Here is a 26,403-nt window from a genome sequence, read left to right as displayed (position 1 = left end):
TTTATAATCAATCACAACAAAGTAAAGTGTGGCAGATACCGTTAGGCTTTATAGCGTATGACGGGCTGACCAAACTGTACGACATCAGAGTTTTCCACTAAGATTTCGTCAACGATACCACTTTGGGTGGCTTCAAGTGGGTTCATGATTTTCATCGCTTCGATAATACCTACAGTATCACCAGCCTGTATTTTTTGTCCGACTTTGACAAATGGGGGATCATTAGGGCTAGGAGCGGAATAAAACACACCAACCATTGGTGAGGTCTCAACGCTACCAGGCTTTACGATTGATTTAGCTGCTACAGCGATCGGCGCACCAACAGCAGTAGGGGCAGCCATCATCGTGGGAGCAGGGGCATCGTAATGACGAGTAAGACTAATATGCTCATCGTCTGAACTGATTTCTAGATTGACCAGTTCGTTTTCTTCCATGAGGGCGATTAGGGTGCGTATCTTTTCAATATCCATAATTTTAATGAGACCTTGTGCCAAATTTTAAGAAAGAACAAAATTTAAGAAATAAATAGTGTAACAAAATATTGTTTAATGGGTTACTAATCATACCTATATTCAAGGCAATGAGCAATCGATGTACAGTTGTTAACTGGAAAATTTTACATATTTTGACGCCAGTATACCTATTAGTAAGAAATGCGCGGTCATTTATCATAGTCTATGCGGCTAACTAGTGCCAGTAAAGGTTATCAGAAACTACCAGAGGCCTTGATAATAAGAAAATGGCGTTAAAAAACCTCAAGGAAAGTATTCATATCACGAGCATCAGCAGCACATTTATGGGTAACCACTGATACTAGCATATGATTAATTAAGCTAAGCCCACATTACTCTTAAGCGTCTTAGTTGGTAACGCAGACGCAGAGTCAGTAAGATAGAAGACAAAAATAGCCCGGTGATTAGCGCCATCCAAAACCCTTGTGCGCCCGTGTCCGTAAAGCGTACTAGATAAATACCAAGCGGCAAGGCGACTATCCAATAACAAAATAGCGTCACCCACATCGGTATAGTAGTGTCCTGCATACCGCGTAGGATACCAGCGATATTGACCTGCCAGCCATCAAATAACTGATAAGCGAGCGCAAAGATTAATAGATGCATGGCTTGGGCGCGTACTTCTAAGTTATCAGTAAAAGCGGCTGCCAGTTGCGGCCTGAACATCCAGATTCCTAGCATACAAACGATAGCAATAAGTACGGTCCAAATAAGCCCCGTTGCTTGCACCTGGCGCACGGCAAGAAGGTTCTTTTCGCCAAAACGGTTGGAGACCATAATGGTCAGCGCCATGGCTACTGAGATTGGTATCATAAACAGCTGCGAGGTCACTGCCAGCGCCACTTGATGCGAGGCGGTTGCCAATTCTCCTAACGGACTGATCACCAATGCTCCTAAGCTAAATAGGCTGGCCTCAAAGAAGATAGAAATACCAATCGGTATTCCCAGCTTGAGTAGCTTGGTGATTTGTGCGCGATTGGGCCTGGTGAAGCCGTAGAAGAAGCGAGTACTGGCAAATTGCTGACGCTTAGTAAAGGCGGTATAAGCGGCCAACAGCAACACGTTTATCCATAGCACTATAGCGGTTGCTACTCCGCAACCTGCACCGCCCATTTCAGGCATACCGTACAGACCATGGATAAAAATATAATTAAGCGGGATATCGGCTAACAATCCAATGATACTGATAATAGTCACAGGCTCAGGACGACCAAGTGCCTCGCAGTAACTGCGTAGTACGGCATATACTGCCAAAGCTGGGAAGCCAAAAGATACGCCATACAAATATTGAGTCGCTATAGGCTGAATATTCTCAGGAACACCCATCACACCAAGTATGTTGGGCGCTAGGTTGACAATAACAAAGCCAATAATACCAATGACTGCTGCGGTCCATAGCGACTGCTGAGTGATGTGTGGCACCTGGTCGTGTTTATTTTGACCTATTGCCTCTCCAATAAGAGGGGTGGTGGCAATCAAAATTCCTGTCGCTAATAAAAATAGCGGTAGCCAAATACCAGAACCAACGGCCACAGCCGCTAAATCAAGCGCTGAGACTTGGCCGGCCATAATGGCATCAACGACCCCAAGTGCGGCCTGGCAAAACTGCGTGACTAAGATAGGCAGCGCTAGCACACCCAGTCGTAGGCTGTAGCTTTTAAAATCTTTAAAGGATAAGGGAAAAACCATAGTTAGCAACTTGTCAATTATTCACGGTGGTTATTGCTGATGGACAAATACGGCCATCAACGAATCAATAGCGAGACAGTAAGATAGAAATAGTAAGATAGGAACAGTGCCGGCAATCATACTCCAATAAGACTCAATTAACCCAAACATGCTTTTAATTAGGCCCATATCTTTTGATGGGAAGCAGTCAGTTATTGAAACAGCGGAATATCTAAGGTTTTAGAGTACAGATACTAAAACAAAAATAACCCGTCAATTCAAGGAATGAATGGACGAGTTAATAGTGGACAAGATGGTAAACAAGCCTTGCTATGATGTCAACGGCCGAATGTTCAATACACTCTAATATCTGTCATATTCATTTAGAGGCTGTCTCCATCACACTCTAAATCCTCTACTGCATCATCTAAAGTCAATGAAAAGCAATATCGATATATAACGTACTGCTGGCATAAGTTTTTCTTGCTTACTGTACCTACGCAAACAGAGGCTGCAAAAAACCTAGACCAGTCGCACGGTCTCTTTGTTAAATTGGCTTCTTAACTATAATAACTCCAGCGTCTCTGCCATATCCATGATGGTTCGCCAGTGCTTGGGCTCCAGTGGAATAACCGTTAATTGCTGACAGCCTTTTCTAAGCAATAATGAATCCTCAAGCGCCGGCAAAAACTTGAGTTCTGATAGTGGTAGTATATCGCTAAATGCCTGCTCAAAGGTGACGTCCACCATATACCAGCGTGGTTGTTCTTCAGTCGCTATAGGGTCAAAATGTCGATGCTCAGGGTGAAACTGAGTGGGGTCGGCATAACCGGCCTTGCTAATGGTCATAATGCCTGCGACCCCAGATGGTTTGGCACTGGAATGATAAAAGAATACCTGATCGCCCACTTGCATGTCATCGCGCATAAAGTTACGGGCACGGTAGTTACGCACCCCATCCCACATTTCCGTCTGCATGCGTTGTAAGTCTTTTATTCCAAAAAAACGAGGGTTAGACTTCATCAGCCAATATGCCATTTTTGTTTTCCTATTATTTGTTGTGAGGTGCTGGTCAGCGATTATTATGTAAAATTGTTCAGTTCTTAATAAAGACAGCTATTCATTGAGATAATCATTCATAAAGATAATCATTCATAAAGATAATCATTCATAAAGATAATCATTCATAAAGATAATTACTCATAAAAATAGTTACTCATAAAAATAGTTACTGAGCGACTGACCGTGAGTTATTTGGCCTTTATGGCTGGGTAGTTAACATCAGCGTTTGTTACTGGTTTTGTTATTAGTAACAATAGGTTCAAGAAATATAGTCTTTGATGATGTTAGTGATATCAGTGCTTTTCTTTATAGCAGGTAGCCGTTATCCTAGCAATAATTTTGCGGTTTGCCGCATTCTTTTACCGATAAGTTTACGCTATGCCAATACCTGAGTCTGATAATTCTGTGAATACCCGTGATTCTAATAGCCGTGAGGTCATTAACGGCTCTAATGGGGCCATTAACCGCTCTAATATCGATGCGATGAGTATTCCGCTTGCGCTATACATTCACATTCCGTGGTGTGTGAAAAAGTGCCCTTACTGCGATTTTAACTCGCATGAATTGGGTACGGATGTCTCGACGTCCATGTATGATGAATACGTGGATGCGCTATTACTAGACGCGCGTATGCAGCGGCCATTAACCCAAGGGCGAGAGATTAGTTCTATATTTATTGGTGGTGGTACGCCATCATTGTTACCTATAGCCCAGTATCAGCGCTTATTTTCCGGATTACGGGCGTGTTTTAATTTTGCTGATGACATTGAAGTCACGATGGAGGCCAATCCAGGTACTTTAGAGCATGCGCCATTTCCTGAGTATTTAGAAGTGGGTATCAATCGCTTGTCTATTGGGGTACAAAGCTTCGCCGCTGATAAATTACAAACGCTTGGGCGTATTCATGACCCTGAGCAAGCAGTGTCTGCGATTAAAGCGGCGCGCGAAGCTGGGTTTGCGCGAGTAAATGTAGATTTAATGCACGGATTGCCACAACAAACGCTGGTTGAAGCGCTACATGATATTCAAATGGCACACGATACCGGTGCGACCCATATCTCATGGTATCAGCTGACTATTGAGCCTAATACGGTGTTTTATCGTAGCCAGCCCATCTTGCCAGACGAGGACAGCTTGGCTGATATTGAGGAAGCAGGGCAGGCGTTATTGCAGAGTTTGGGTTATAACAATTATGAAGTGTCAGCATGGGCTGGCAGGTTAGATGCCCCTTGTCGTCATAATGTGAATTACTGGCAGTTTGGCGATTATCTAGCGATTGGTGCAGGTGCGCATGGCAAAGTCAGTATTAATGAGCCTGCTGATTCAAAAGATGATAGTTCAAAAGATAATAGTTCAAAAGATAATAGTTTGCTCAATACAGGTTCACTAGATACGGATTTAACAGCTATTAGCTTTAAAAATAACCCCTACTTAAAACAAGCCGGTATTTACCGTTTCAGTAAATCACGATTGCCTAAGGATTATGTGGCCCACAAAGATGAGGCAATTGATCCAGATAATAGGGCTGGTCAAGATTCAAAACAGCAAAGTGAAGTGGGCCAAAAGGCACCAAAAATGATTGGTTGGCAGGTGATTGCCAGTGATGAGTTGGTCAGCGAGTTTATGCTAAATGCCTTGCGTCTGCATGACGGCGTAACCTGGGCCTTATTCGAAGCTCGAACCAATTTAAGCTATAGTGATATTGCTAGCCAAGTAGACAAGCTAGTAAGCCAAGGCTTATTAATAGACAGTAAGGATAAGCTACAACCTACCGCACTAGGTCAGCGTTATCTCAATCAGATATTGCGAGAGTTTTTGTAGCCTAGTTCGTTATGAACGACCATAACTTTGTATCCTAAGATACCAGTAGCACCCTGACACAAATGTATCTATTTTATTTCTAACTGGCTATCCCCTTCTATAAATGAGCATCAAAAACAGCATAAAAAAAAGGCTTACCAATAAGGTAAGCCTTTTAAACATTAAATCTGAGTATTAAAACCTAGATTTTGTTTTGTACTTCTTGAGCACTACCCGTTACAGCGCTACCAGCACTTGATACGTCTTGGCCTAAACCTTTAAAAGTGTTGCAACCAGTCAGTACAAACATAGCAGCTAAAGATGCGATAATTAATTTTTTCATAATACTTTCCTCAAGATGGGTGAATTTATAACAATAAAGTAAATAACGTTGAGCTTTTGGCTAAAACGCCATAAACTAATTTTAGAATAAAGTGACACTGTTATTAAGTCATGTCAGACATGATAAAAAATGTCTTCCTGATCCTTAGCATTGCACTGCAATCCAACATAGCTATCATAATAAAAGTTAAAAACTATGCACAGTATCAAAATGTAATTATTGAAACTAAACTGTAACTTCTCATTACGCTCAACTACAAACTGCCTTACATAGCTGTCATTTAATTAGGGTTACTTATACTCTTATACTAATGAGTTATAAGCAGAACATAGTTATAAAGACAGACCAGACCCTTACTCAGTTATTGATTGAACAACTTACGGAATTGTTATGACCATACACATTGTGCTGGTAGCCCCAAAAATGCCCAGCAACACCGGCAATATTATTCGTTTGTGTGCTAATAGCGGTGCGCAGCTACATTTAGTGAGACCTTTAGGGTTTGAACTGGATGATAAGAAGTTACGCCGTGCAGGCCTTGATTACCATGAATATGCACATTTAAAAGTGCATGATGACTGGATGGTGGCGAAACAGGCATTAATAGCGGCAGACTGCCAGATCATCACGGCATTGACCACCAAGCTTAGCAAGCCGTTTTATGATTATGATTTTACTGCTCAGCCAAATGCCAATTCAAAAGACAGTTTAAAAGACAGTTTAAAAGATAGCTTGGAAGACAGTCCGGAGCAATCATCAAATACTGACGCTAATGGCGCATTAAATACAGCGCCCAATGTCGCACTGGTATTTGGCTCTGAGACCGCAGGTTTGTTGGAGGTGATACGTGATGATATTGGCGCCGCTCATTGGTTGAGACTGCCCATGCTACCTGACTCGCGCAGCTTGAACTTATCCAATAGCGTGGCGATTTGTTTGTATGAAGTATGGCGTCAGCAAGGCTTTGGTGGCGATGAAGGTCGCAGTGTAGGCTACGAGACTCTCACGGTCTATGATCCGAAATGATACCGGCTGGTGCGCCAAGCGTTATGACTCGCTAGGCGTTATAACCTGCTAAGCATTATAAACAGTTAGGCGGTTTGGGCAGTCCAGCAAGACGATTAACATGGCGGGCGACCAAGCCGGTATTGAATAATTGTTGTAGCTTTTGATTACTAATCTCGTGCTCAGGTAGGGTCTGTTGTAGCCATTTGATCAGTGGACGAGTAGCAGGCGCGTGATTGAATTTATCAAAAAATGCGCGTACTTGCTGCAAGATCTGCAGATGTTCAACACTCAAATTGACATCCAACGTATCTGCAAGCTGTTGGGCAAGTATAGGTGTCCAAATGGAATGATCACATAAGTGGCCGTCTTGATCCAACGTAATGTCGCCACTGCTGATAGACGCGTTATTAGCAATAGTAGGCTTGGTAGAAATAGTCATAAGGCAATGGTTACCACTTTATCAAACTGGGGGTCTTGGGTCATTTTAACCCACTCTTCATCAGTCAAAATTCGGGTCAATTTGGCATTGAGGTTTAGCTCAGCGGTCGTACTGGCTGCTAGCTGTGCCACATCATCGACAAGCGCATAAATACCGCCAACACCTCGTATTTCACTCTCATCCAAATAAGCCTCTAACCAGTCAATAAAAGCGACCGTCGTACCCAGTAATAGAATACTGTCGCCAGCGCGCCAGGTCAGCGCTATTTCTTTAGTGCTGCGCCTCAGGGTATCCATGGCGCTGTGTAATTGGTATAAGGTGGCCATAAGGGTGTCCAATTGGTGTGGCTATGATATATACAATGATCAGAAGCTAGAAGCTAGAAGCTAGAAGCTTAGAATCTGATCAAAGTCTTGTGAGTTAATGATTGCAGGTATCAATGTCAATTGCGTCGCCAAGTCAGCTGGCAACATACCCGTGAGCCAACCGCTAAACACGTCATTAGGTAGCCAAGCGGCTGGCATGTCATATAATTCGAGAGACTGAATCATACCCTGTAAACGGGATTTGGGCTGCAGTAATAAGCCAAACACTGACGCGTCCAAATACAGCTGCACCTCATGACCAAAGGTCGCCAATGTCAAAGCGAGCGCGCAGCCTTCATAACTGGCCACTTCGGTCGGTGTGCGCAGCTGAATGAGTAATTTCATGGTTTATTCCCAATAAGGCGTTATTAGAACTGTATCAGGCGGCAGTCACCCTGCATCATCATTGCCAGCTCACTTAATCCTACTAAATGAAACCCTGTCGCTAGATTTTCGCCATCTAACCGGTGACGAGCGCTATTGTCAGTATCGCTAATACCGCGGGTGAGCGCAGTACTGACACAGCTTGGTAGCGGCAGCTGATACTGCTCAGACAGACGTTGCCACTGCTGTGTTAAGTTTAGCTGGTCAGCAGATTGCCAGCGTAAGCGATTGGCAGTATACGCGGCATCGGCATAAAAGAAGATGTTTAGCGGCTGCTTTATATTATCACTGGTAGCAGGGCTATGAGGTACATCAGAGCTATTAAGCTGGCCAGTACCATCATCACCCTCGTTACTAGCAGCAGTAGCCGTTACTGTGAGTTGAAGCAATGCTCGAGCATAGCGTAGTGCTAAATGAGCAAGCGGATGACTGGGGTCAGCGGTAATTAATAGCAGTGTAGTAGGGGCAGCGGTTGCAAGCATAGTCATAGGTATCGTATCGCAAGTATTGCAGGTCGCTAGTATTATACCACTCCCCAAGCTGTTTTTTGGCATCGTCAAACTGGTGTTTGAAGTCAAAGACCAAAAATCCTTCTATAGAGGCACCTTTTTGACTAAAGTGTTCATGGGTCTCGAGCCTTGAGGTGGTCTTGCTTGAGGTGGTCTTGATAGCCACCTAGACAGAAGATTGCTACAAAAAGAAAGGCACGCCGTCTATGTTTGCATTATTCATGCTACCATAAAGCCGACTAAATCAGAGGATGATAACGCTGTTAAAAGTAATTCTGTACTCATTATAGTCAAGGATTACTATGGTCATATCGTAAGAAAAAACGATAAAATTTCCGCTAAGTTTACGTAGCCTTATCCTTCTATGCTGCCAGGAGTTGTTGTCGTTATGCTATCTGCCACACCCAATAGTACCGGTTACCAGCCTACACCCATCCAGCTACAAGTACTGGAAACTGCCAGTGAGTTTGCGTATCAGATTTGGGAAAGTCGAACGGTTTCGTGCCAGACATTTTTACGCAGCTATCCATTAGAATATACCTTAACTCGCCAGCAAATTGATGATCTTATTCAAGATTATACCTTAGATGAGAATTACCAGCTGGCTGATGAGTCCAAGGTAATGAGTGGTCTACGGCATCTGCGTATGCTGCTAATGATGCGTTGGATTTGGCAAGATGCCTTGGCATTAATTACGCTTGAGCAACTGACTGATGAGCTGTCTGAATTCGCTGATGGCTGTATTTTATTTGCTAAGGAGTATACCTATCAGCACCTAGCTAGGCAGTATGGGCATCCCATGTTTATTAACGCCAAAGGTAACAGCCAAATTGATGATATGGCGATTATGGCGATGGGTAAGCTAGGGGCTCATGAGCTGAACCTGTCTAGTGATATTGATCTGATATTTGTACATCAGGGCCGAGGTGAGACTGATGGTGACAAGGCTCAGGGTACACGCAGTATAGATAATAAGCGTTTTATGACTAGATTGGGTCAAGGCATTATCAAGCTGCTTGATAATAATACCGCTGATGGCTTTGTATTTCGGGTAGACATGCGCTTGCGCCCATGGGGTGACGGTAGTGACCTCGCTATTCATCTATCAGCACTAAAAAAATACTTTACCCATCATGGTCGTCCCTGGGAGCGTTTTGCTTGGTTAAAGGCGCGCGTGGTTGGTCAAATTCCACCGCCGTTTTATGACCAACTACAAGCCCTTATCAAGCCGTTCGTCTTTCGATACTATGTTGACTATAGTGCATTTTCGGCGCTGCGTGAGATGAAATCGTTAATTCAAAATCAAGTGGCGCAGCGTGAGGATTTGGACAATATCAAGCTTGGGGCAGGTGGCATCCGCGATATTGAATTTATTGTACAAGCTTTTCAGTTGATTCATGGCGGTAGGCACCCACAGTTACAGGTCAAGTCTTGCTTGCAAGCTTTGCAAGCCTTATGCAAATTGGGCTACCTAGAGCAGTTAACTTATGAGCAATTACAGGCGGCCTATCGATTCTTACGTCGGCTTGAGCATGGCATTCAAGCGATTAATGATCAACAGACCCAGCGTTTGCCGCATGATGCTCAGTGGCAGCATAACCTCGCCATTACTCTTGGTTTTGAAGATTGGACGGCATTACTGACGACACTCAACCACCACCGGGACACTGTCAACGTACCGTTTGAGCGGATGGTGACTGAACGTCAAACTCCGGCACAAGAAGACACTGCCCTTGAGCCGGTTGATCTTGATAAAAAAATCGCTCAGCTCGATACCGTATTAACCGAAGAGAATCGTGCGCAATTAGCGGTTTTTTGGCAGTCAAAGATGGTGGCTAACCTTAGTGATGAGGCCAGAACTCGTTTAGATGAAGCCTACCCCCTGATCGTACATGCGCTGCTGTCGCATCAAGAACACCAGCAATTAGCCAATACCGCACTGCCGCGCTTGATTGCCCTGCTTGAGGCTATTTGTCGCCGTTCCATTTATTTAGTTATGATCGCAGAAAACCCTAACGCGACGGTCGAATTGATTCCGATGCTGTCAGCCAGTCCTTGGATTGCCAAAGAGCTGGCTCGTTATCCGGTATTGCTCGATACTTTTTTACAGCAGCGCTATCGTCACTTGCCTGATAAGCCTGAGCTGCGTGATATTTTACGTCAACAGTTATTACGGGTAGAGCCCAGTGACGAAGAAAAACTGCTCAGTGTACTGCGCTTATTCAAAAAGAATCAAGTATTGGCAGTGGCCGCTAGTGATGTGCTCGCTGAGCGGCCTATTATGAAGGTGTCAGATTCTCTAACACACATCGCAGCAGTGGTGTTAGAGGCGGCGCTTGAGCGTGCCTTTGCAGAAATAGTTAAGCGCTATGGTTACCCCATCGCTCAAGATGGTGATCCGGTTACTGAAGCGGATTGTGGCTTTGCTATCATTGGTTATGGCAAGCTTGGCGGGCTTGAACTCTCGTATTCTTCCGATTTAGATCTGGTGTTCTTACACAAGATAAAAGAGCAGGGCATGACCACGGGCGAGCATTCGGTAAGTGGCATGAAGTTTGCGGCGCGCCTCGCTCAAAAGTTGATGACCTTTTTAAATACCCAAACCCGTGATGGTCGCGCTTATGAAGTTGACATGCGCTTGCGTCCCTCTGGGAATGCCGGCATGATGGTAGTCTCCTGTCACGCGTTTGAGACTTATCAGCTGCGTAAGGCCTGGTCATGGGAACATCAAGCACTAGTACGAGCACGGGCGATCTGCGGTGACAAGCGTGTGACTATGCGCTTTTGTGATATTCGTCGAACGGTGCTGGCATTGCCACGTACTCTAGAACAGGTGCGTATAGAAGTGACGAGCATGCGTATTAAGATGCAAAAACATCTGGGCACCAGTCAGTGGCAACAACAAGCTGGCAAGTTTCATTTAAAACAAGATGCTGGTGGTATTATTGACATTGAGTTTCTGGCTCAGTTTGCGGTACTGGCTTATTCCCATGACTATCCAACGCTCACTAAATGGAGTGATAACGTTCGTATCTTTGAAGAAGTGGCATTGCTGGGTATCTGGAACACGCAAGTATGTCAGGACTTGACTGATGCTTATTTAAGAATTCGGGCAGCGACCCATCAATTGGCTTTATCTGAGCAATCGTTATTAGTTGATGAGTCGTTATGGACAGACACTAGAGCTTTGGTGCAAGCTCAATGGCAGCATCTTATGGGTGTAGAACCAACAGAGGAACAGTAGGTCATATCAACCAGCAAGTTGATATAAATAAAAGCCACTTAACCCCCAACTAAAATATTTCATTCGCTTAGTCTGCCAGTGATATAATCATTTGCACACTATAAAGTCTGAAAATAGATAGTCGTTTAGAATCAGCATCATTGGTAGAGATAACTTTAATCAACACTTACTCAAAAAAGTTAGACGACAGCGCTAGCAAAAGGAATATAAAATGAACATGGCAACACAAGATGGCAAGCTTTGGATGAATGGCACGATGATAGATCAGCCAGATGCCAAGGTTCATGTATTGACCCACAGCCTACATTACGGCATTGCGGTATTTGAAGGCGTTCGCGCTTACCAAACGGCGGACAAGCGTACTGCCGTTTTTCGCTTAACTGATCATGTCGAGCGTTTGCTGGGTTCGGCCTTTATTTTTCAATTGGAAGTGCCTTTTGATGCGGCTACTCTTGAGCAAGCACATAAAGATGTGGTCAAGCAGAACAATCTAGAAGAAGCCTATATTCGTCCGCTGATATGGCTCGGCGCAGAAAAGCTAGGCTTAGCGGCTCATGATAATAGTGTCAATGCGATGGTTGCGGCCTGGCATTGGGGTGCTTATCTTGGTGAAGAAGGTATCCAAAATGGTATCCGTGTAAAGACTTCATCGTACACGCATCATCTACCTAATGTGACCATGTGCAAAGCCAAAGCCTCGAGTAATTATCCAGTGTCTATTATGGCCAATCGAGAAGTCACTCGTAACGGCTATGACGAAGCAATCATGATGGACTCACAAGGTTATGTCTGCCAAGGCTCAGGTGAAAACTTATTCTTAGTTAAGAATGGCGAGCTACATACCCCAGATTTAGCGGGCGGGGCACTAGATGGTATTACTCGTCGCACGATTATTCAGTTTGCTGCTGATTTAGGTATTAAAGTCACTGAACGTCGCATCACTCGCGATGAGTTTTATCTGGCTGACGAAATATTTATGACCGGTACGGCTGCTGAAGTCACACCTATTCGTGAATATGACGATCGTAAAATTGGTAATGGTGGTCGCGGTGAGATGACTGAAAAATTACAAACTCTATATTTTGATGTGGTTCACGGCCGCAATGAGCAGTATATGGGTTGGTTAGATTTTATTGATTAAGTATTATTTGTCCAGTGTTAATGCACTATTAAAAAAGCCAAGTTTTTGAATGGATCTTGGCTTTCATTGAATTAACAATCTAACTTAGAAAGTGCTATTACTTTACTGTCTTTTTAAAACTAATGTTGATAGTGTTGTAATGATATTTTAATATTTATAATATTCCGAAGTAGACTGACTGTAAAACTGAATAACTTACAATGGAGATATTATTTTGACAGCCATGCGCTTATTAAAAAATAAACTCAACAAAATATTAGAGTTTATAGAAGATAAAAATGATGTGATTTTTATAGACTTTCCTTTGTATCATAATATTGGTGATTTACTAATATTATCGGGTACTGTTCAGTTTTTTAAAAACAATAACATAAATATAAAGTCGCATTTATCAGTTCATAATACTAACGTTTCTTGTGTGAAGAGCTCTGTAACTAAAAGTACAACAATTATATGCCAAGGCGGAGGTAATTTTGGTGATATTTATGATATTCATCAAATATTACGAGAGAATATAATAAAGGCTTTCCCAAATAATAGAGTTATCATTTTGCCACAAACGGCTTTCTTCAGTGAGAGTAAAAATAAAGAAAAATCGAAAAATATTTTTAGGAGTCATAATAATGTCATCATGTTTGCTCGAGATAAACCAACATATGATGTTTTTAAAGAGTTTTCTGATCATACTTACTTGATGCCAGATATGGCACATGAACTCTATGATACTTTACCTAAATCTGTTAAAGAAAAACCTATTTTATATTTTCTAAGAAATGACATAGAGGTAAACCCTACACAACTACAACTACAAAAAAAAATTAAAGAGGACGACTATTTTGATTGGAGTGACTGGCTTACTAAGAATGACCATAGAGTTTTACGTCGTGTTTATAAATTAACTCGACTTAATAAGAAGCTGAGGCTCAATTTATTAGATAAAGTAATTTTTAAAATTTGGAGTAGTCACTCAGAAGCCTTAGTTCATAGAATGTCAAAAAAGTTCTCAAGTTATGATGGAGTAGTCACTTCACGCTTGCACGGTCATATTTTATCTTGCTTAGTTGATGTCCCTTCCTCTGTCGTCGATAATAGTTATGGTAAAAACATAGCGTATTACGAGCTATGGACAAAAGACTTAGAAATAGCGTCTATTTGGAATGGGTAAGGTGTAATAGTTGGAATATAGTCAATCCCAAATAAAACAGATACGTTGCATCCCAGTCCCGCTGTATCGTTTTTATACTGAACTCACTATAGTCGATCTCTATTTGTGTCTTCATAACTCCAGATTTATATCTTGCTTTTACCCTTCTTTAATTCTTAGTATGCTTTCTGATGCCCTACTAGAGTATTTGATAAAAGAGTGTTGATGAACATTGTTTCTGAAAAGGATGTTATTACGTGAAAAAAATCGGCTTTCCTATTAGTGATAAATTAAATGAAAATAGACGTGCCTTGACGCCTAGTTATCTAATAAACTTAAAGAATCCAAGTTGTATTTATATTGAAAAAGGTTATGGAGAAGTGCTTGGTTATAGTGATGAAGATTACGTTCAATGGGGAATTCATATTGCAACACGCGAACAAGTATTAAAAAAAGATATTATCTGCGATCCTAAAGTTGGTGATGCTGATTATTTAAATCAGTTAAATGGCCAAATAATATTTGGTTGGATACATGCTATACAAAATATAGGTATTACGAATAAGCTAATTGAAAATCATATAACAGCTTATGCTTGGGAGGATATGTTTGACCAAGGAAGACATGTTTTCTGGCGAAATAATGAGATTGCGGGCGAAGCAGCAATAGTTCATGCATATACCTTACACGGTTTATTTCCTTACAACACAAAAGTAGCTTTGATAGGCCGTGGTAATATTGCACGTGGTGCCTTAAAAGTATTAACTATGATGGGTGCTGAAGTAACTGTATATGATCGCCGTACTGAAGCATTCTTCCGCAAAGATGTAGGGAGTTATGATGTACTTGTAAATGGTGTTTTATGGAATACTAATCGTAAGGATCATATTATTTATAAAGAAGATTTAAAGCGCATGAAAAAAGGTGCGTTAATTATTGATATTTCATGTGATAGAAATGGTGGTTTTGAAACATCTGTTCCTACAACATTGAATAATCCAACATATATCATTGATAATATAGTACATTATGTGGTTGATCATACTCCAACATTATTTCATAAAACAGTTTCTGACAGCTTAAGTGAGAACTTAATAAGTTATTTAGATGATTTAATTGAAGGTACTGCAAACCCAGTATTAGAATCAGCACTAATTATCAAAAATGGCAGTATAATTGACCAACGTATTAATGACTTTCAGGGAAGATAGTTATATTTAAAAAGTATTATGTTTTATACAAAATATAATACTATTATTTTTGAGATAAGCGTATATCTATAACATTCTAGCTAGTATAATATTAAAGTTATAGTTTATATTATAAATAAGGAATACTTTTTGAGAAGTTATGTTGAACTATATCCACAGTCTCTTGATGTAAATAGCGAAGGACAGCGTCGTGCTTGCCTAATAAAAGAAAACGCTGCTACTGGAGAGTCTACTGAAAAAGAGTTGTGGTTTATTTATCCTACAGACTTGCCAATGCCTGAAGATGATAATTGTGACGCTTATTTAATTGCTGTATTACATTCCGCTATGATAATGGGAACTGATATTAGAGTATATGGCAGCGTTTCTCGAGAATTACTATCTAATTTAACTGAGTTTCAATACGTTTGGGAAAAATGGTATCCAGAACTGTATTCTTTAGTTGAAATAAAAGTTGAGCATATAAGAGAGAATGAAATACCAGTAAATGGAGCTGTATCAGCATTTTCTGGTGGTGCAGATGCACAGTTTACTTCTTATCGCCACGCTAAAGGAAAAGCAGGATACAGAACGCAGTCACTTCGAGCGGGTGTCTTTGTACATGGTTTTGATATACCGCTAGATGATATAGAAGGGTTTTTTGGAGCAGCTAAAAAGGCAGCTGAATCACTTGATGATTTGGATTTAGCTTTATTAATAGTAAAAACAAATATTCGAAACATTTTTCCTATTAACTGGGAGCATCATTGTGGTGCTGCTCTTGTTTCTGTTCTTTGCGGATTGAATAGTTATGCTGGGATAGGACTAATTGGTAGTAGTGATACTTATGAACGATTGCCTCCTTGGGGGTCGCATCCAATGACTGATCCATTATTGAGTTCTGGTAGTTTTAGGATTATCCACGATGGATCTGGTTTTAATCGTACGGATAAACTCAAAGTCATTGCAGAGTGGTCGCTAGGTATACAAAACCTTCGTGTATGTTGGGAGGGCGATCAGTCAGATCGTAACTGCGGTAGTTGTGAAAAATGTGTAAGAACACGTATGAATTTTCTAGCCGCAGGTAGTGTGAACCCTAGTTGCTTTAACACTCCTCTTTGCAAAGGACACTTGAGAGCAATAATACCGTCCCAAGGTGTACGTGTGGAGTGGGTAAAGATTAGTAAAGAAATAATAAAGACAGGTAATGGTGTAGAATGGCTACCTGAAGTGAAAAAGCTTCTCAATCGTAAAACTAAATCCAAGCTTGGATTCTTATTCCCATTTGGTACTTAACTTAGTATGCTTATTAAAAAACTATAGCAAAGCCTTTAAAAGGCTTTGCTATAGTTTTAAAAATCTAAAAGCGAAAGAAAACTTGACTTATTTAGCAGGCCCTAATAAAAGTCTGACAATTTCACCAGCCTCACTTTGAACCGCCCCGGGATTGTCGGAGACCCAACAATCTGAGGGAATACGACAATGAAAACACTAAACTACACCCCCGAGATTAAAGAACGCGCCGTTCGCATGCTGATTGAAGCAGCAAGCGACTATCCCTCCACATGGTCAGCGACTCAAGCCATCGCCCCTAAGATTGGTTACGGCCCTGAAACCCTTCGATCATGGCATAAGAAGCATGTCGAGCAAAGCATACCCAAGCATACAAACCCTTCATAAAGCGCTGGCGTTCTGGCAATGAACGCAGCGCCTGAACAACCTTGCGGTTCATTACCCGAAAGTCGCCAGCGTTTGGACGAATTTCATAGCGTTGGCGGTCTTGTATAAAGTGATAAAAGCTGCTTTTTAAGGTTTTAGCCAGTTTACTCTCATGGGGTCGATTGGCTTGAATACCAGCGACCATATCGATACCAGATTGCTCAATCATATTGAGCATTTGAGCCAATACTGATAAAGGGTGCTGTCCGTCAGCATCAATCATCGCCACTAAATCGCCCTCTGCCTTCGCAAGACCTGCACTAAGAGCCGGCTCCTTACCAAAGTTACGTGATAGGCGCACCAAATATAGGGTGGTATTGGGCGGGCGTATTGCCATTAAAGTAGTAACGACGTCGATTAGATGATCACGGCTGCCATCATCAACGATAATGATTTCACAGTTTGCAGGTGTTGCTTTATTGCCAAGCTCTTCAATATTCGCAATGCCTTTAGGGACAGTTAATGCACCAGTAAACTTAAATACTTCTGGCAAAAATACCTGTAACGCTTCGGCATCATTATATGCTGGCATGATAATAGACAGGTAAGGATGGCTTTGTGACATGAAAACACTCATCGGTATTGGTTGGTATGAATAGTTATTAAATAGCCAATAGTTAGCCGTTATCTATTGGGGTAACTTAAGACAATGGCTGGGTACATAAGCGATCCAGTTTATCGCTAAGGGTTTATTGGCTTTGGTGTCACGCCAAGCAATCTGCCATTGGCCTTGGTGTTTTACCAATGGCGATAGGTTGCTTTTGTCAGAACCAACACTGTTATTTACATTGCCAACGGCATCAGTATCAGTCGTGATAATCTCGTCCAGCAAAGGTAACATGATATCTTGGTCATCACCATCTTGCCACATTGCTAAGGTGCCGTATTGTTGCACGCGTTTAGCATTCATCCACGGTGAGTGGCTGGCAGGCCCTGAGATCATTTGCGATGGAAAGCCATTATTCATAGCCACCAAAGCACCCAGCCAGCGATCGCCTGATACGCTATTCAATGGACAACTGCTCATGTTCTGCCATGTATTATGTGCTTGCACAGCTAAAGCTTGCTCAGGCCACTGCATCCGTGATGGCTTATGACGTATTTTATCACCAAAACTGACGTATACGAGCATTAACGCTGTGGCGAGCGTTAGCCAAATAACCAATGATTTGCGAAGTCTAACAGCAGTGAAAGCATGGGCTGCGGGCGCAACAAATGATGCTGCCAATAGTCCTGACAGTCCCCACATCGGCATGCCCCATAAATCACGCAGTCCAATACCGAATACTAAGCTCAGCACCACCAGTACTATTATAGGCGTCACCCACAGATACCATAATAGTGGCGCACCGACTGGCAGGTTATGCTTATAGGTAGATATACTGACTAAACGCTTACGATTAAGGATGAGTATTATAATTAATGGAATATGAGCGACAATCTGCGCGCCAATGAAGCTTAGCCAACTGAAGTGGCGCTTGATATTACTGGCAGCTTCACCGGTGTCATGAGAACGTCCATTGGCATAGCCGAGAGGTAACCAATCATGCATCACTAACCAGTATAAATGCGGGGCAAATACAGCCAGCATCACAAAAGCAGCTATCCATGGCTGTGGTTGTTTTAATAGTGGCCATTGTTTCGGTAATACTAAGTATAGCGCCATTGGTAGTAGTAAAAATATCACGCTGTACTTAGTCAGCATTCCTAAACCGCCCAGTACCCCAAGTAATAACCAGTCTTTCAGTCGATTGTGGGTTAATGCTTGATAGAATACTAAGTACAATCCTGCCCAAATAGGAAATTGTGCGATATTATGATTAAACTCGAGACTAGGGTAGGTATAATAGATGATGGCTAGAGTTAGGACACTACCTAACAGGGCAATCGATGGTGACCATAATTTTTTACCCAATTGGTAGACTAAAAATAAAGTCAGTAGTATGTATAATTGACTGAGCAGGTAAGGTCCAATATGTCCAAACAGCTTATAAAAACTATATAGCACCCAAGATGAGAATGGGGGATGTTTATAATAACCCCATTGCCATTCGCTACCCCAATTAATACCTTCGCTAACATCAAATGGCACACTGCTAGCAATAAATGCTGGAACTATAGACCAAATAAATCAGCAAAAATAGACCAAACCATCGCCACTGTTTAAGCGCTTTCTTCTCAATAGTATTATCAAAGCTACGATGATTATCAACATCATCAGGGTGGAGCGAAGTGTGAGAAGATGGCTTGTTAGCGAATGGGTTGGTCATGACTACACTCTTCTTATAATTAACTGACTTTGTGGTTCAAGTAGTTCAGATTTTTTAAATACATGAGTTTGGCAGGGCAGCAAGGTTTGTTGCGGGAATCTATCTGCATTATAGAGTCTATTGTTAGTCAGTCATAGTAGAACGACTGTTTATAAACAAAATGTTCAACCTAGTGATCTATTATTGATTGACGGCATAATAAGTCAAACTATGACATTTAAATATAATAGTGTTTAACTATATTTTATTTTCTAACTTTTTATTTTTAAATACAGACATAAACTTAAGAGAGTACGTTATGAACAATGACATTATCAAAGTTTTTGTTGGATGTGATCCTAATAACTGTGATCTAGAGCAGATGATGGTCCTAGATTATAGTATTCATAAAAACACCAGTTTACCTGTTGAAATTGTATGGATGCAGCTATCACGTGACCCCAAAAGCTATTGGTATTCGAATCCTGAAAAAGGGGAGGGCTGGAACACAACCAAATGGGCCACTCCTTTTTCAGGGTTTCGTTGGGCCATTCCAGAATATTGTGACTATAGTGGAAAAGCGATTTATATGGACTCAGATGTTGTTATCCTAGGCGACTTAGCGGAATTATGGCACCATCCTATTGATGGGCAGTCTATTGTCGCTGCCAAAACCAATGCTGACATGACCAGACTGTGTACTTGTACTTGTACTTGTACTTGTACTTGTATTTGGGATTGTGACAATGCTAAAAGTACAATTTTACCTGTTGAGCAGCTAAGACAATATCCTGACAGCCATCAAAAAATGATGGACTTACTCCAAGAGAACCCACAGTTAGTTGAGCCCTATCAGGACAGCTATAACTGTATAGACGGTGAGGAGCTGGCAATAGAAGATATAAAGATATTACATTATTCAGATATGGGCACTCAGTTCAGCCATAAATATTCCATAGCAAGATTACATGAGGAAGAGTCTGAGCATTGGTTTGACGGTAAAATAATGGCGCATCCACGGCAAGAACTGATTGAGTTATTTGATAGCTATTATAACGAAGCGCTTGCTTCTGGTTACCAGCTTGATAACTATCGTGTGAACAGTTTTGGTAAATTCCCCAAAAAGACGAATCGGCGCTATAAAGGCAATAAAATAACCCGTCCAAGTAGCTTTAAATCGTTTTTTTCGAGGTTATTAAATAGCTAAACCGTTAGTTAATTTAGTATTAATAGAAATAGCTGATCTCTTTATGAATTGTTTTTTCTCACAACAGTTGAGCTGTTATCAATAGACATTAGAAAAGGTGTCTCTATTAATATTTCCTTAATACTATACTTATCTCTTGATTCCTTAGATTTTGATGCTTGCGTAAAATAATCTATCAAATTTCCCTTCATACGTTCTCCTTCTCTTGAGATAAACTCTCTGATAGGATTATCATATTTTGGATTTCTACGTCTTTGCTCAAGCATCGATAGTATATCTGGAGTAATGTCAGGGAAGTTCTCTGATAAAAAGTCTATATAGAAACTTTGGTAATGCTTTGTATATTTATTATCTGTACGCCAAGGTTTGTTATTGCTAATAAAATGAATAATATAAGGATTTACAGTATCTGTGAATTCGTAAGTAAGTTTATTTATCTGCCAGTTAAAACCAAAAGGTAGCAGTTCTATATTGTTTAATAGCGCCCCGTTAAGTGCAGACTGGTCATGACACTGCAATCTATCTGCATTGTCGACAGCATAATCAAACACCTGATTCAGTACATCTTGTATGACATAGTTTTTAGTATTAAATACTAAGACGCCTGAATTACGATAAATATGTTCAAATTGATGGTATGTTTTCACATACAAGTCCACAATCCTTGGTTTTTTGTCAAAAGAAGATCGAAACTTTAACTCCATAATATCGGCAGAAGCTGCCACACAAAAGTCTTTTTTCATACGAGATATATATTTTAAGAGATCGTCATAAAAAGGTTTGTTGATATAGGTGTCAGCATCCAAATAAATAATATATTTATAAGTGTTTTCAAAAATCTGAGGTAAAAATAGACGATGATACGCTGCAAGGCTCAGTTGCCCGACTGGTAAAGAGTCTATACCGCTAATAGACAGCTCAATAAAACGAATCTGAGTATTTCTAAAGTTTTTAGGAACTTTGTCGATATCAGTTAAGCATATACAGATATCGCAGGGTAATTCGGGGTGTAAGTAAATAAATTGTTCAGCAACGAATAAAGCATAGGGCAGATAGTTTTCATCAACACAAAAAGCTAAGGTATTACTATTCTGAGCTTTACCTGTTTGCTTAGAGATTACTGCAGAAATATTAGTAGACGTAAAGCTCATACTGCACTCTCTTAAATAAGATAAAATTGAATCATTAAGTACATTGATTGTCTATGTTATTAATTTGAGTAAGAGATGAATCTTACTCAAATCAGTTAATGTTAAAATAGCTAATTAAAAATAGCTATGATGAGCAGCAATATTACTAATAGGACTGAAAATATGAGAAATCTATTACGCCGTCTTATTTTTTGTCTCTTAAGTTTGGTTTGACCTCTACTAGCCTGATATTGCTCGATATAAACGTCACCATCATAATCCTTATCGAATATTTTTATATACCCTGGATTTAGGGACTCAACTGATATAGTAGCTTCTAGTTTGTTCATAGCAGAATCAAGACTATCTTGATCGACTTGTGTACGCTTACCATCTGTTTGCTCAGCGATCCACTGTTGAACAAGATTGATAGTATTTTTTGTATTATTAAAAAACATTGTACTTGCTAAATAGTCATGAGACATACCTGGCATACCCTTGGTCTTATAAAAAGCAACGTCAGCAGTGATATGGTTAAAATAATCTAATGACTTTTTTACTAGAGCATCTGCATCTAAATATAAAACATTCTTATCAGGAAATTGCTGTAAGCATTCTAAGATGAAATGCGGTTTAATACGGGTGTTTGCTTCCCAGTAACCTGCGTCTTCAACTTCTTTAAAATAATAATTCAAATCAAACTCGTCAAGTGACTGTTTTAAAGCTAAGGCATGAGCACGGTAGCTTTCAGTATAAAAACAACATACTATGAAACTGTCTTTAGCGTTTGTGTTGGTGAAAGATAAAGGGTTAGAAGTTGTAGTCATTGATAACTCTATAAAAATTGGTGAAGAATAAAATTAAAGTGATAGTCCTAAATAACTAATTAAATTAGCAAAGAAAATAAAGAGCTAATAGCTATCAACCCACCATTTAGACTTGTTATCCTTATGCAGGGCTCGCAAAGTAGAAAAGGCACTATCATTATTTTGTAGCCTGTCAAAAACAAATAATAACATAGTCGTTGCTAGTTTATCGAGGTCATAAAACTGTTGATAGCGGAGGCGCATGTTTTTTAGAGTATCATCGGTCCCAATACGAAAATAAGTAAGACTGTCATATAGTGGCAGATGGGTGCGATAAAGCGCATTAATTTTATCCTCTAATAACGTTTCCTGTTCAATAGTATTATTTAACTGTAAAAACTGCTTGGTTTCATATACTTTTAAGGTGTTAATTAGAGTGGTAACATTCATCAGAATAGCAGCTCTAGTCGTGTCTTCTGTATGATCAATGAAGGTGTCACAAGCGGAGATAATCCAGCGAAGCGATAAATTGTTCAATAGATAATCGCTTTCTATTGTCCATATCATCTCAAATTCAGCAAACGTTTCTTTAGGCTTATAATCTCGGCGTAGTAATACAATTAGTGTTGCGTGGTAAAAACACAGTTCTGATTGACCAATAAATTGATGTTTTAGGTTATCCAAATGGCGTGTAAGATCTTTAATTCGAGTATTATTAGATGAATTAATAGGTTCACACATTGTTTCTGTAATAATTATCACCTTCATTTCATCCATATTTTTATTAGTAAATGCTCTGATAATTGTGTTGGCGTTAAGTGTTTTTTCACTTTTAAAAAGTAAAGTAAGTTTCCTGTACCAATTTGAAGATGTCGTCATACATTAAAGATCCTACTAATGAAAATAATTATGGCTAGATAAATATCTAAATATTGGTCAATAAAGCCAATCTATTTATCTAACCCTATATATTCATTTTAAGATATAAATACTGTGTTTGTGATAATATTAAAACAGTAAGGCTACAAAATTTTAGTTATAACTAACTGATTAATCACATTATTTACATAAATATAAGACATAACCATCAAAAAATTACATAGAGAAACCTATGACTCTACATATTATTTTTCTAAAACTAAAAGCCTTAAAGAACTTCCAATGTTATCATCTTTAAAAATTTTATTTAAAAAGCACTCATTAAACACTACCGAACTTTCTGGTAGAGCATCATTTTTTATCATACAATTATACTTTCTTAGAACAGTCTACATACGATAGTGGTTTAATCAAAATAAATAAAGTTGCCTTAATGAAAAATATATTTGTCGTTAGTCTTATAAGTGACCAAGAGCGCCGCCAGCATATCAATGCTTTGTTTGCAAAAAATAAGCTCAATTTCAGATACTTTGATGCTATTAATAAGTTACAAGTGCCTGATATTTTAAAAAAATACGAAATTATAGCCAATTTAGACAAAGTATCTGTGGGCGAGGTGGCCTGTTATCTCAGTCATTATTGTTTGTGGCAGCAAGTCGTAATGCAAAAACTACCTTACTTAATAGTGTTTGAAGATGATATTTACTTTTCTAAGAATGCTAAGGAGATTTTAGATACGCTTGATTGGTTACCCAATGATTTTGATGTCATTAAACTTGAGACTATGTATGATAACGTGGTTATCGATAACGGTGTGAATGTCTTACCACCACATAGGCTCTGTCATATAAAGAGTCCTCATATGGGTACGGCAGGCTATATTATTAGCCATAAAGGTGCTGCAAAACTACTGTCCATAGTGCAGGAGCAAGGTATAGACTGCCCAGTTGATCATTTAGTATTTAGTCAACTCGTTGCTGGTAATGAACAAAGGGTTTATCAGCTGTCTCCTGCAATATGTATTCAAGATAAGATTTACAATGAACATGAAGTAAAGTTTGATAGTGTACTTGAGGATGAAAGGATACCACTGCAAACTATCGTAAAGCCTAAGCCTTCTACGAAATTTAACAGAGAATTAATGAGATTACAGAAACAGTTAAAAGAATGTCCTCTCAAGATATTTCTAGCTTTACAGGGTTACAGAACAAAGAAAATTAATTATAAAGAATAATTGTGGTTGATTACTATTCAGTATTACATTACCAGAGTGTTGAGCTCGCTGCGATATAGGCGACGATCTCAAAGCTATAAAGCTTTAAGTGACGCCAAAGAACATGCTAATAAGCTTTGTTTCATCAGAGGTATCGATAGCTATATCTAGACAAGTAGCAAAATGAGTTAAAGAGTTATCTTTGCCTAAAAACAAGCTTGCCAAACCAAATTATATTTGTTTACCACCAGCTATTAATATTTGTTTGCTAACTATTGAGTAATATAAAGACCTCTATGAGCCAACCTATTATTTTGCTGATATTAAAAGCCCTAGAAGGCCGTGGTGCTGAACGTATGGTAACCACATTAGCGCGTGTTTATGTGAAGATGGATTATCGTGTTCATGTACTTTGTCTAGAAGATACTCAAGATATGCCACTAGATCCTCGTGTCCAACATCATGTGGTACCGTACAATCAGGCCCATAATCCTGCGGTCTTTGAAGAAAGCTCTGAGCAAGCGGCGGCTTATAAAGTAGTTGCCAAACGCATAGATGATTATGTTTTACAAAACATAGGGGTGCCGAATCTAATATTAGCCAACATCTACAAAGTAAACTGGATTATGGCCTATAGCAACCTGCCAAATATTGTCAATGTATTACATACTGCGTTATCCAGACAATTCCAAGATCAGCTAGCAACCACACCTGCTCAAATTATCGCGCATTTGACAATGGTATATGGCGCTCATCCTTGTAGCTGTGTTAGTGATGGTGCACGTAAGGATTTACTAGCGCTTATAGGCAACCATGAATATAGAGCTAATAATGGGGCTGACAATGTAGTTGAGGCTCATAGAACGACAACTATTTATAACCCATGTGATGTCTATGAAATCAAAAGAGCAGCAGCATTGTCGCCGACTATCGATCAATTTGGTTTAACCGTCAAAGGCTATCTGATTCATGTGGCATCGTTTGATATTATGAAAGGTCATCAAGACTTGTTGCAAGCCTATGCCCAAACCAAACCAAAGCTACCTCTGGTATTGGTGGGTAAAGGCAAGCTTGAAGATGAGATTAAACAGTTGGCTATGGAACTGGGTATTGCTGATAGCGTTAAGTTTTTGGGGTTTCAGGCCAATCCTTATCCATTAATTGCCGGCGCAGCATTACTAGTACTGACCTCCAAATTTGAAGGGTTTGGTTATGTGATTGTCGAGGCGCAAGTATTAGGTGTTTCAGTGATTAGTACGGATTGTCCATTTGGCCCAAGAGAGTTATTACCTGAACAGAACTTAGTACCAGTAGGGGACATCGACGCATTAGCACAGCTAATAATTCAGGCAGTAGAGAATATAGCGCACTATAAAGTACCCTTCAATCAGCAGCTATTACCCAAGCATGTCGCTCGGCAATATTTAGAGTTTGGTGAGGTGTTAGAGAGAAAGAAATGACAGGATTAATCCAAACCGTCGAATAAGAATTTAGAAACAGGCGAGTGATTAATCACTGATACGCCGTGCTCTTTGTAGGCCTTACCCAATAAATTAAACGATGGCACGATACGATCGCGAATCGCTTTATCAAGTTTACTCGGTGCGCTATTGTCTTCATTTTCGTAAAACCGCGGCTGACTACTATTAAGCAGATCAATTCCGTACAGATGAATGGTCGAAGCATGGCGTGAGAATGCTAATTGGGTTGCCACATAGGTGACAGTTCCGGCTTCTACAAAGCCATAAGTAATATTAAGAGAGGCGCCAACGGGGTTAGGCTTATGACTACTATCAATAATAAAGTTTGGATGATCTGTAAAGTAGGACAACGGCTTTTTTTTATTGAGTAATTTTTTTCTAAAAGCTAATTTACTAAATAACAGCCGATTTGACTTGACCCCCCAAGGCCGATCGACAGGGTATAACACACGTATAGCTGCATGATAAGTGCGCATGATATCAGGGTGGGTTACTGCCATTGCCTCTAATACAGCCAAGGTTGCATACAAAGGCTGGCCGGTATAATGTTTTCGTAAGATCTCAGGCTGATGGTGAATAAAGCGCGCATCACTAATCACATAACCGACGACTTCGGTGAACTCATACTGATCAATGAGGCTAATACTGCCGTTGACAAAAATAGTAGGGTCATCTAGCATTTCTGAGAACGCTAAGCTGGCAATAGAAGGGCCAGAGGCGATAATATTGACTGCTTGTTTATGCAGGCTTTGCTGTGCGTCATTGGCATCAAAAGCACGGATGGTAATCAGTTGGTTATTAATATTGAATCTAGCGGTAGGCGGTAGCCCCCAAGTTAACACCATATTATTTTCCACTCGTTGCTCTCAACCATGTTGTGCAATTGTCTGTTTTCATAGCTAGCATGCTC

At 40.2% G+C, this 26,403-nt stretch carries 25 protein-coding genes and 1 pseudogene; 11 read left to right on the top strand and 15 right to left on the bottom strand.

Annotation, left to right across the window (positions count from 1 at the left end):
• Window positions 1-41: 41 nt before the first annotated feature.
• The 3 genes from accB to H4W00_RS09590 all read right to left on the bottom strand — a co-directional run bounded on the left by accB (window position 42) and on the right by H4W00_RS09590 (window position 3,218).
• A complete protein-coding gene (accB, locus tag H4W00_RS09600; RefSeq protein WP_209957649.1) occupies window positions 42-470 on the bottom strand; it encodes an acetyl-CoA carboxylase biotin carboxyl carrier protein in 429 nt (142 codons plus the stop codon).
• Between the two features lie 363 nt (window positions 471-833).
• A complete protein-coding gene (locus H4W00_RS09595; protein WP_209957647.1) occupies window positions 834-2,201 on the bottom strand; it encodes an MATE family efflux transporter in 1,368 nt (455 codons plus the stop codon).
• Between the two features lie 543 nt (window positions 2,202-2,744).
• Window positions 2,745-3,218 (bottom strand): EVE domain-containing protein, encoded by a 474-nt coding sequence (locus tag H4W00_RS09590; protein ID WP_209957645.1) that lies wholly within the window; start codon window positions 3,216-3,218, stop codon window positions 2,745-2,747.
• Between the two features lie 507 nt (window positions 3,219-3,725).
• Between H4W00_RS09590 and hemW the strand changes: the two genes are divergently transcribed.
• Window positions 3,726-5,063 (top strand): radical SAM family heme chaperone HemW, encoded by a 1,338-nt coding sequence (hemW, locus tag H4W00_RS09585; RefSeq protein WP_209959142.1) that lies wholly within the window; start codon window positions 3,726-3,728, stop codon window positions 5,061-5,063.
• 181 nt (window positions 5,064-5,244) lie between these two features.
• Here hemW and H4W00_RS09580 read toward each other — a convergent pair whose 3' ends face one another.
• Window positions 5,245-5,385 carry an entericidin A/B family lipoprotein gene (locus H4W00_RS09580; protein WP_209957643.1) on the bottom strand — a complete coding sequence of 47 codons (141 nt, stop codon included), beginning with the start codon at window positions 5,383-5,385 and terminating at the stop codon, window positions 5,245-5,247.
• 390 nt (window positions 5,386-5,775) lie between these two features.
• Between H4W00_RS09580 and H4W00_RS09575 the strand changes: the two genes are divergently transcribed.
• Entirely contained in the window at window positions 5,776-6,411 is a 636-nt protein-coding gene (locus H4W00_RS09575; protein ID WP_209957641.1) for a tRNA (cytidine(34)-2'-O)-methyltransferase, read from the top strand.
• Window positions 6,412-6,466: 55 nt separating this feature from the next.
• Here H4W00_RS09575 and H4W00_RS09570 read toward each other — a convergent pair whose 3' ends face one another.
• The 4 genes from H4W00_RS09570 to tusD are packed head-to-tail and all read right to left on the bottom strand — an operon-like array spanning window position 6,467 to window position 8,063.
• Complete coding sequence (locus tag H4W00_RS09570; RefSeq protein WP_209957639.1) at window positions 6,467-6,832, bottom strand: TusE/DsrC/DsvC family sulfur relay protein; 366 nt, start codon at window positions 6,830-6,832, stop codon at window positions 6,467-6,469.
• Window positions 6,829-7,158 carry a hypothetical protein gene (locus H4W00_RS09565; protein ID WP_209957637.1) on the bottom strand — a complete coding sequence of 110 codons (330 nt, stop codon included), beginning with the start codon at window positions 7,156-7,158 and terminating at the stop codon, window positions 6,829-6,831. The genes H4W00_RS09570 and H4W00_RS09565 overlap by 4 nt, the downstream gene beginning before the upstream one ends.
• A 60-nt stretch (window positions 7,159-7,218) precedes the next feature.
• Entirely contained in the window at window positions 7,219-7,542 is a 324-nt protein-coding gene (locus H4W00_RS09560; RefSeq protein ID WP_209957635.1) for a hypothetical protein, read from the bottom strand.
• Between the two features lie 23 nt (window positions 7,543-7,565).
• Complete coding sequence (gene tusD, locus H4W00_RS09555) at window positions 7,566-8,063, bottom strand: sulfurtransferase complex subunit TusD (RefSeq protein ID WP_442966467.1); 498 nt, start codon at window positions 8,061-8,063, stop codon at window positions 7,566-7,568.
• A 415-nt stretch (window positions 8,064-8,478) separates the two neighbouring features.
• Between tusD and glnE the strand changes: the two genes are divergently transcribed.
• The 6 genes and pseudogenes from glnE to H4W00_RS12640 all read left to right on the top strand — a co-directional run.
• Entirely contained in the window at window positions 8,479-11,334 is a 2,856-nt protein-coding gene (gene glnE / locus H4W00_RS09550; RefSeq protein ID WP_209957631.1) for a bifunctional [glutamate--ammonia ligase]-adenylyl-L-tyrosine phosphorylase/[glutamate--ammonia-ligase] adenylyltransferase, read from the top strand.
• Window positions 11,335-11,545: 211 nt separating this feature from the next.
• On the top strand, window positions 11,546-12,475 hold the full coding sequence (locus tag H4W00_RS09545) for a branched-chain amino acid transaminase (protein WP_209957629.1): 930 nt from the start codon (window positions 11,546-11,548) through the stop codon (window positions 12,473-12,475).
• 223 nt (window positions 12,476-12,698) lie between these two features.
• Entirely contained in the window at window positions 12,699-13,640 is a 942-nt protein-coding gene (locus H4W00_RS09540) for a polysaccharide pyruvyl transferase family protein (RefSeq protein WP_334685006.1), read from the top strand.
• A gap of 236 nt (window positions 13,641-13,876) precedes the next feature.
• Window positions 13,877-14,830, top strand: a complete 954-nt coding sequence (locus tag H4W00_RS09535) for a N(5)-(carboxyethyl)ornithine synthase (RefSeq protein WP_209957624.1) — start codon at window positions 13,877-13,879, stop codon at window positions 14,828-14,830.
• Between the two features lie 129 nt (window positions 14,831-14,959).
• Window positions 14,960-16,105 carry a hypothetical protein gene (locus H4W00_RS09530; RefSeq protein WP_209957622.1) on the top strand — a complete coding sequence of 382 codons (1,146 nt, stop codon included), beginning with the start codon at window positions 14,960-14,962 and terminating at the stop codon, window positions 16,103-16,105.
• Window positions 16,106-16,291: 186 nt separating this feature from the next.
• Window positions 16,292-16,468 (top strand): annotated as a pseudogene (locus H4W00_RS12640) (IS3 family transposase); the annotation flags it as partial.
• On the opposite strand, the gene H4W00_RS09525 reads toward H4W00_RS12640, so the two are convergent.
• The 3 genes from H4W00_RS09525 to H4W00_RS09515 form a co-directional block, all read right to left on the bottom strand.
• A complete protein-coding gene (locus H4W00_RS09525; protein WP_334685005.1) occupies window positions 16,401-17,060 on the bottom strand; it encodes a glycosyltransferase family 2 protein in 660 nt (219 codons plus the stop codon). The pseudogene H4W00_RS12640 and the gene H4W00_RS09525 sit on opposite strands and share 68 nt — an antisense overlap.
• A 96-nt stretch (window positions 17,061-17,156) precedes the next feature.
• Window positions 17,157-18,620, bottom strand: coding sequence for a glycosyltransferase family 39 protein (locus tag H4W00_RS09520; protein WP_209957619.1), 1,464 nt, complete (start codon window positions 18,618-18,620; stop codon window positions 17,157-17,159).
• Between the two features lie 4 nt (window positions 18,621-18,624).
• Complete coding sequence (locus H4W00_RS09515) at window positions 18,625-18,798, bottom strand: hypothetical protein (protein WP_209957616.1); 174 nt, start codon at window positions 18,796-18,798, stop codon at window positions 18,625-18,627.
• A gap of 298 nt (window positions 18,799-19,096) precedes the next feature.
• Here H4W00_RS09515 and H4W00_RS09510 point away from each other — a divergent pair, with 298 nt between their 5' ends.
• Complete coding sequence (locus H4W00_RS09510; protein ID WP_209957614.1) at window positions 19,097-19,984, top strand: glycosyltransferase; 888 nt, start codon at window positions 19,097-19,099, stop codon at window positions 19,982-19,984.
• A gap of 41 nt (window positions 19,985-20,025) precedes the next feature.
• Here the strand turns inward: H4W00_RS09510 and H4W00_RS09505 are convergent, their stop codons facing one another.
• From H4W00_RS09505 to H4W00_RS09495, 3 genes are all read right to left on the bottom strand, one after another.
• Complete coding sequence (locus tag H4W00_RS09505) at window positions 20,026-21,135, bottom strand: glycosyltransferase family 8 protein (protein ID WP_209957613.1); 1,110 nt, start codon at window positions 21,133-21,135, stop codon at window positions 20,026-20,028.
• 110 nt (window positions 21,136-21,245) lie between these two features.
• Window positions 21,246-21,941 carry a putative nucleotide-diphospho-sugar transferase gene (locus H4W00_RS09500; protein WP_209957611.1) on the bottom strand — a complete coding sequence of 232 codons (696 nt, stop codon included), beginning with the start codon at window positions 21,939-21,941 and terminating at the stop codon, window positions 21,246-21,248.
• 84 nt (window positions 21,942-22,025) lie between these two features.
• Window positions 22,026-22,799 (bottom strand): hypothetical protein, encoded by a 774-nt coding sequence (locus H4W00_RS09495; protein WP_209957608.1) that lies wholly within the window; start codon window positions 22,797-22,799, stop codon window positions 22,026-22,028.
• 433 nt (window positions 22,800-23,232) lie between these two features.
• On the opposite strand from H4W00_RS09495, the gene H4W00_RS09490 reads away from it, so the two are divergent.
• Together H4W00_RS09490 and H4W00_RS09485 are read left to right on the top strand one after the other, a co-directional pair.
• Entirely contained in the window at window positions 23,233-24,033 is an 801-nt protein-coding gene (locus H4W00_RS09490; RefSeq protein ID WP_209957606.1) for a glycosyltransferase family 25 protein, read from the top strand.
• 275 nt (window positions 24,034-24,308) lie between these two features.
• Window positions 24,309-25,472 (top strand): glycosyltransferase, encoded by a 1,164-nt coding sequence (locus H4W00_RS09485; protein WP_209957604.1) that lies wholly within the window; start codon window positions 24,309-24,311, stop codon window positions 25,470-25,472.
• A gap of 5 nt (window positions 25,473-25,477) precedes the next feature.
• Here the strand turns inward: H4W00_RS09485 and H4W00_RS09480 are convergent, their stop codons facing one another.
• The gene (locus tag H4W00_RS09480) at window positions 25,478-26,338 is read right to left on the bottom strand and encodes a hypothetical protein (RefSeq protein ID WP_209957601.1); all 861 of its coding nucleotides are present in this window, start codon (window positions 26,336-26,338) and stop codon (window positions 25,478-25,480) included.
• Window positions 26,339-26,403 lie beyond the last annotated feature (65 nt).

This window comes from Psychrobacter sp. PL19 (assembly GCF_017875835.1).
Taxonomy (GTDB): Bacteria; Pseudomonadota; Gammaproteobacteria; order Pseudomonadales; family Moraxellaceae; genus Psychrobacter.
The sequence above is the reverse complement of the archived record's forward strand: the minus strand, read 5'-3'. Positions and strand labels throughout refer to the sequence as shown.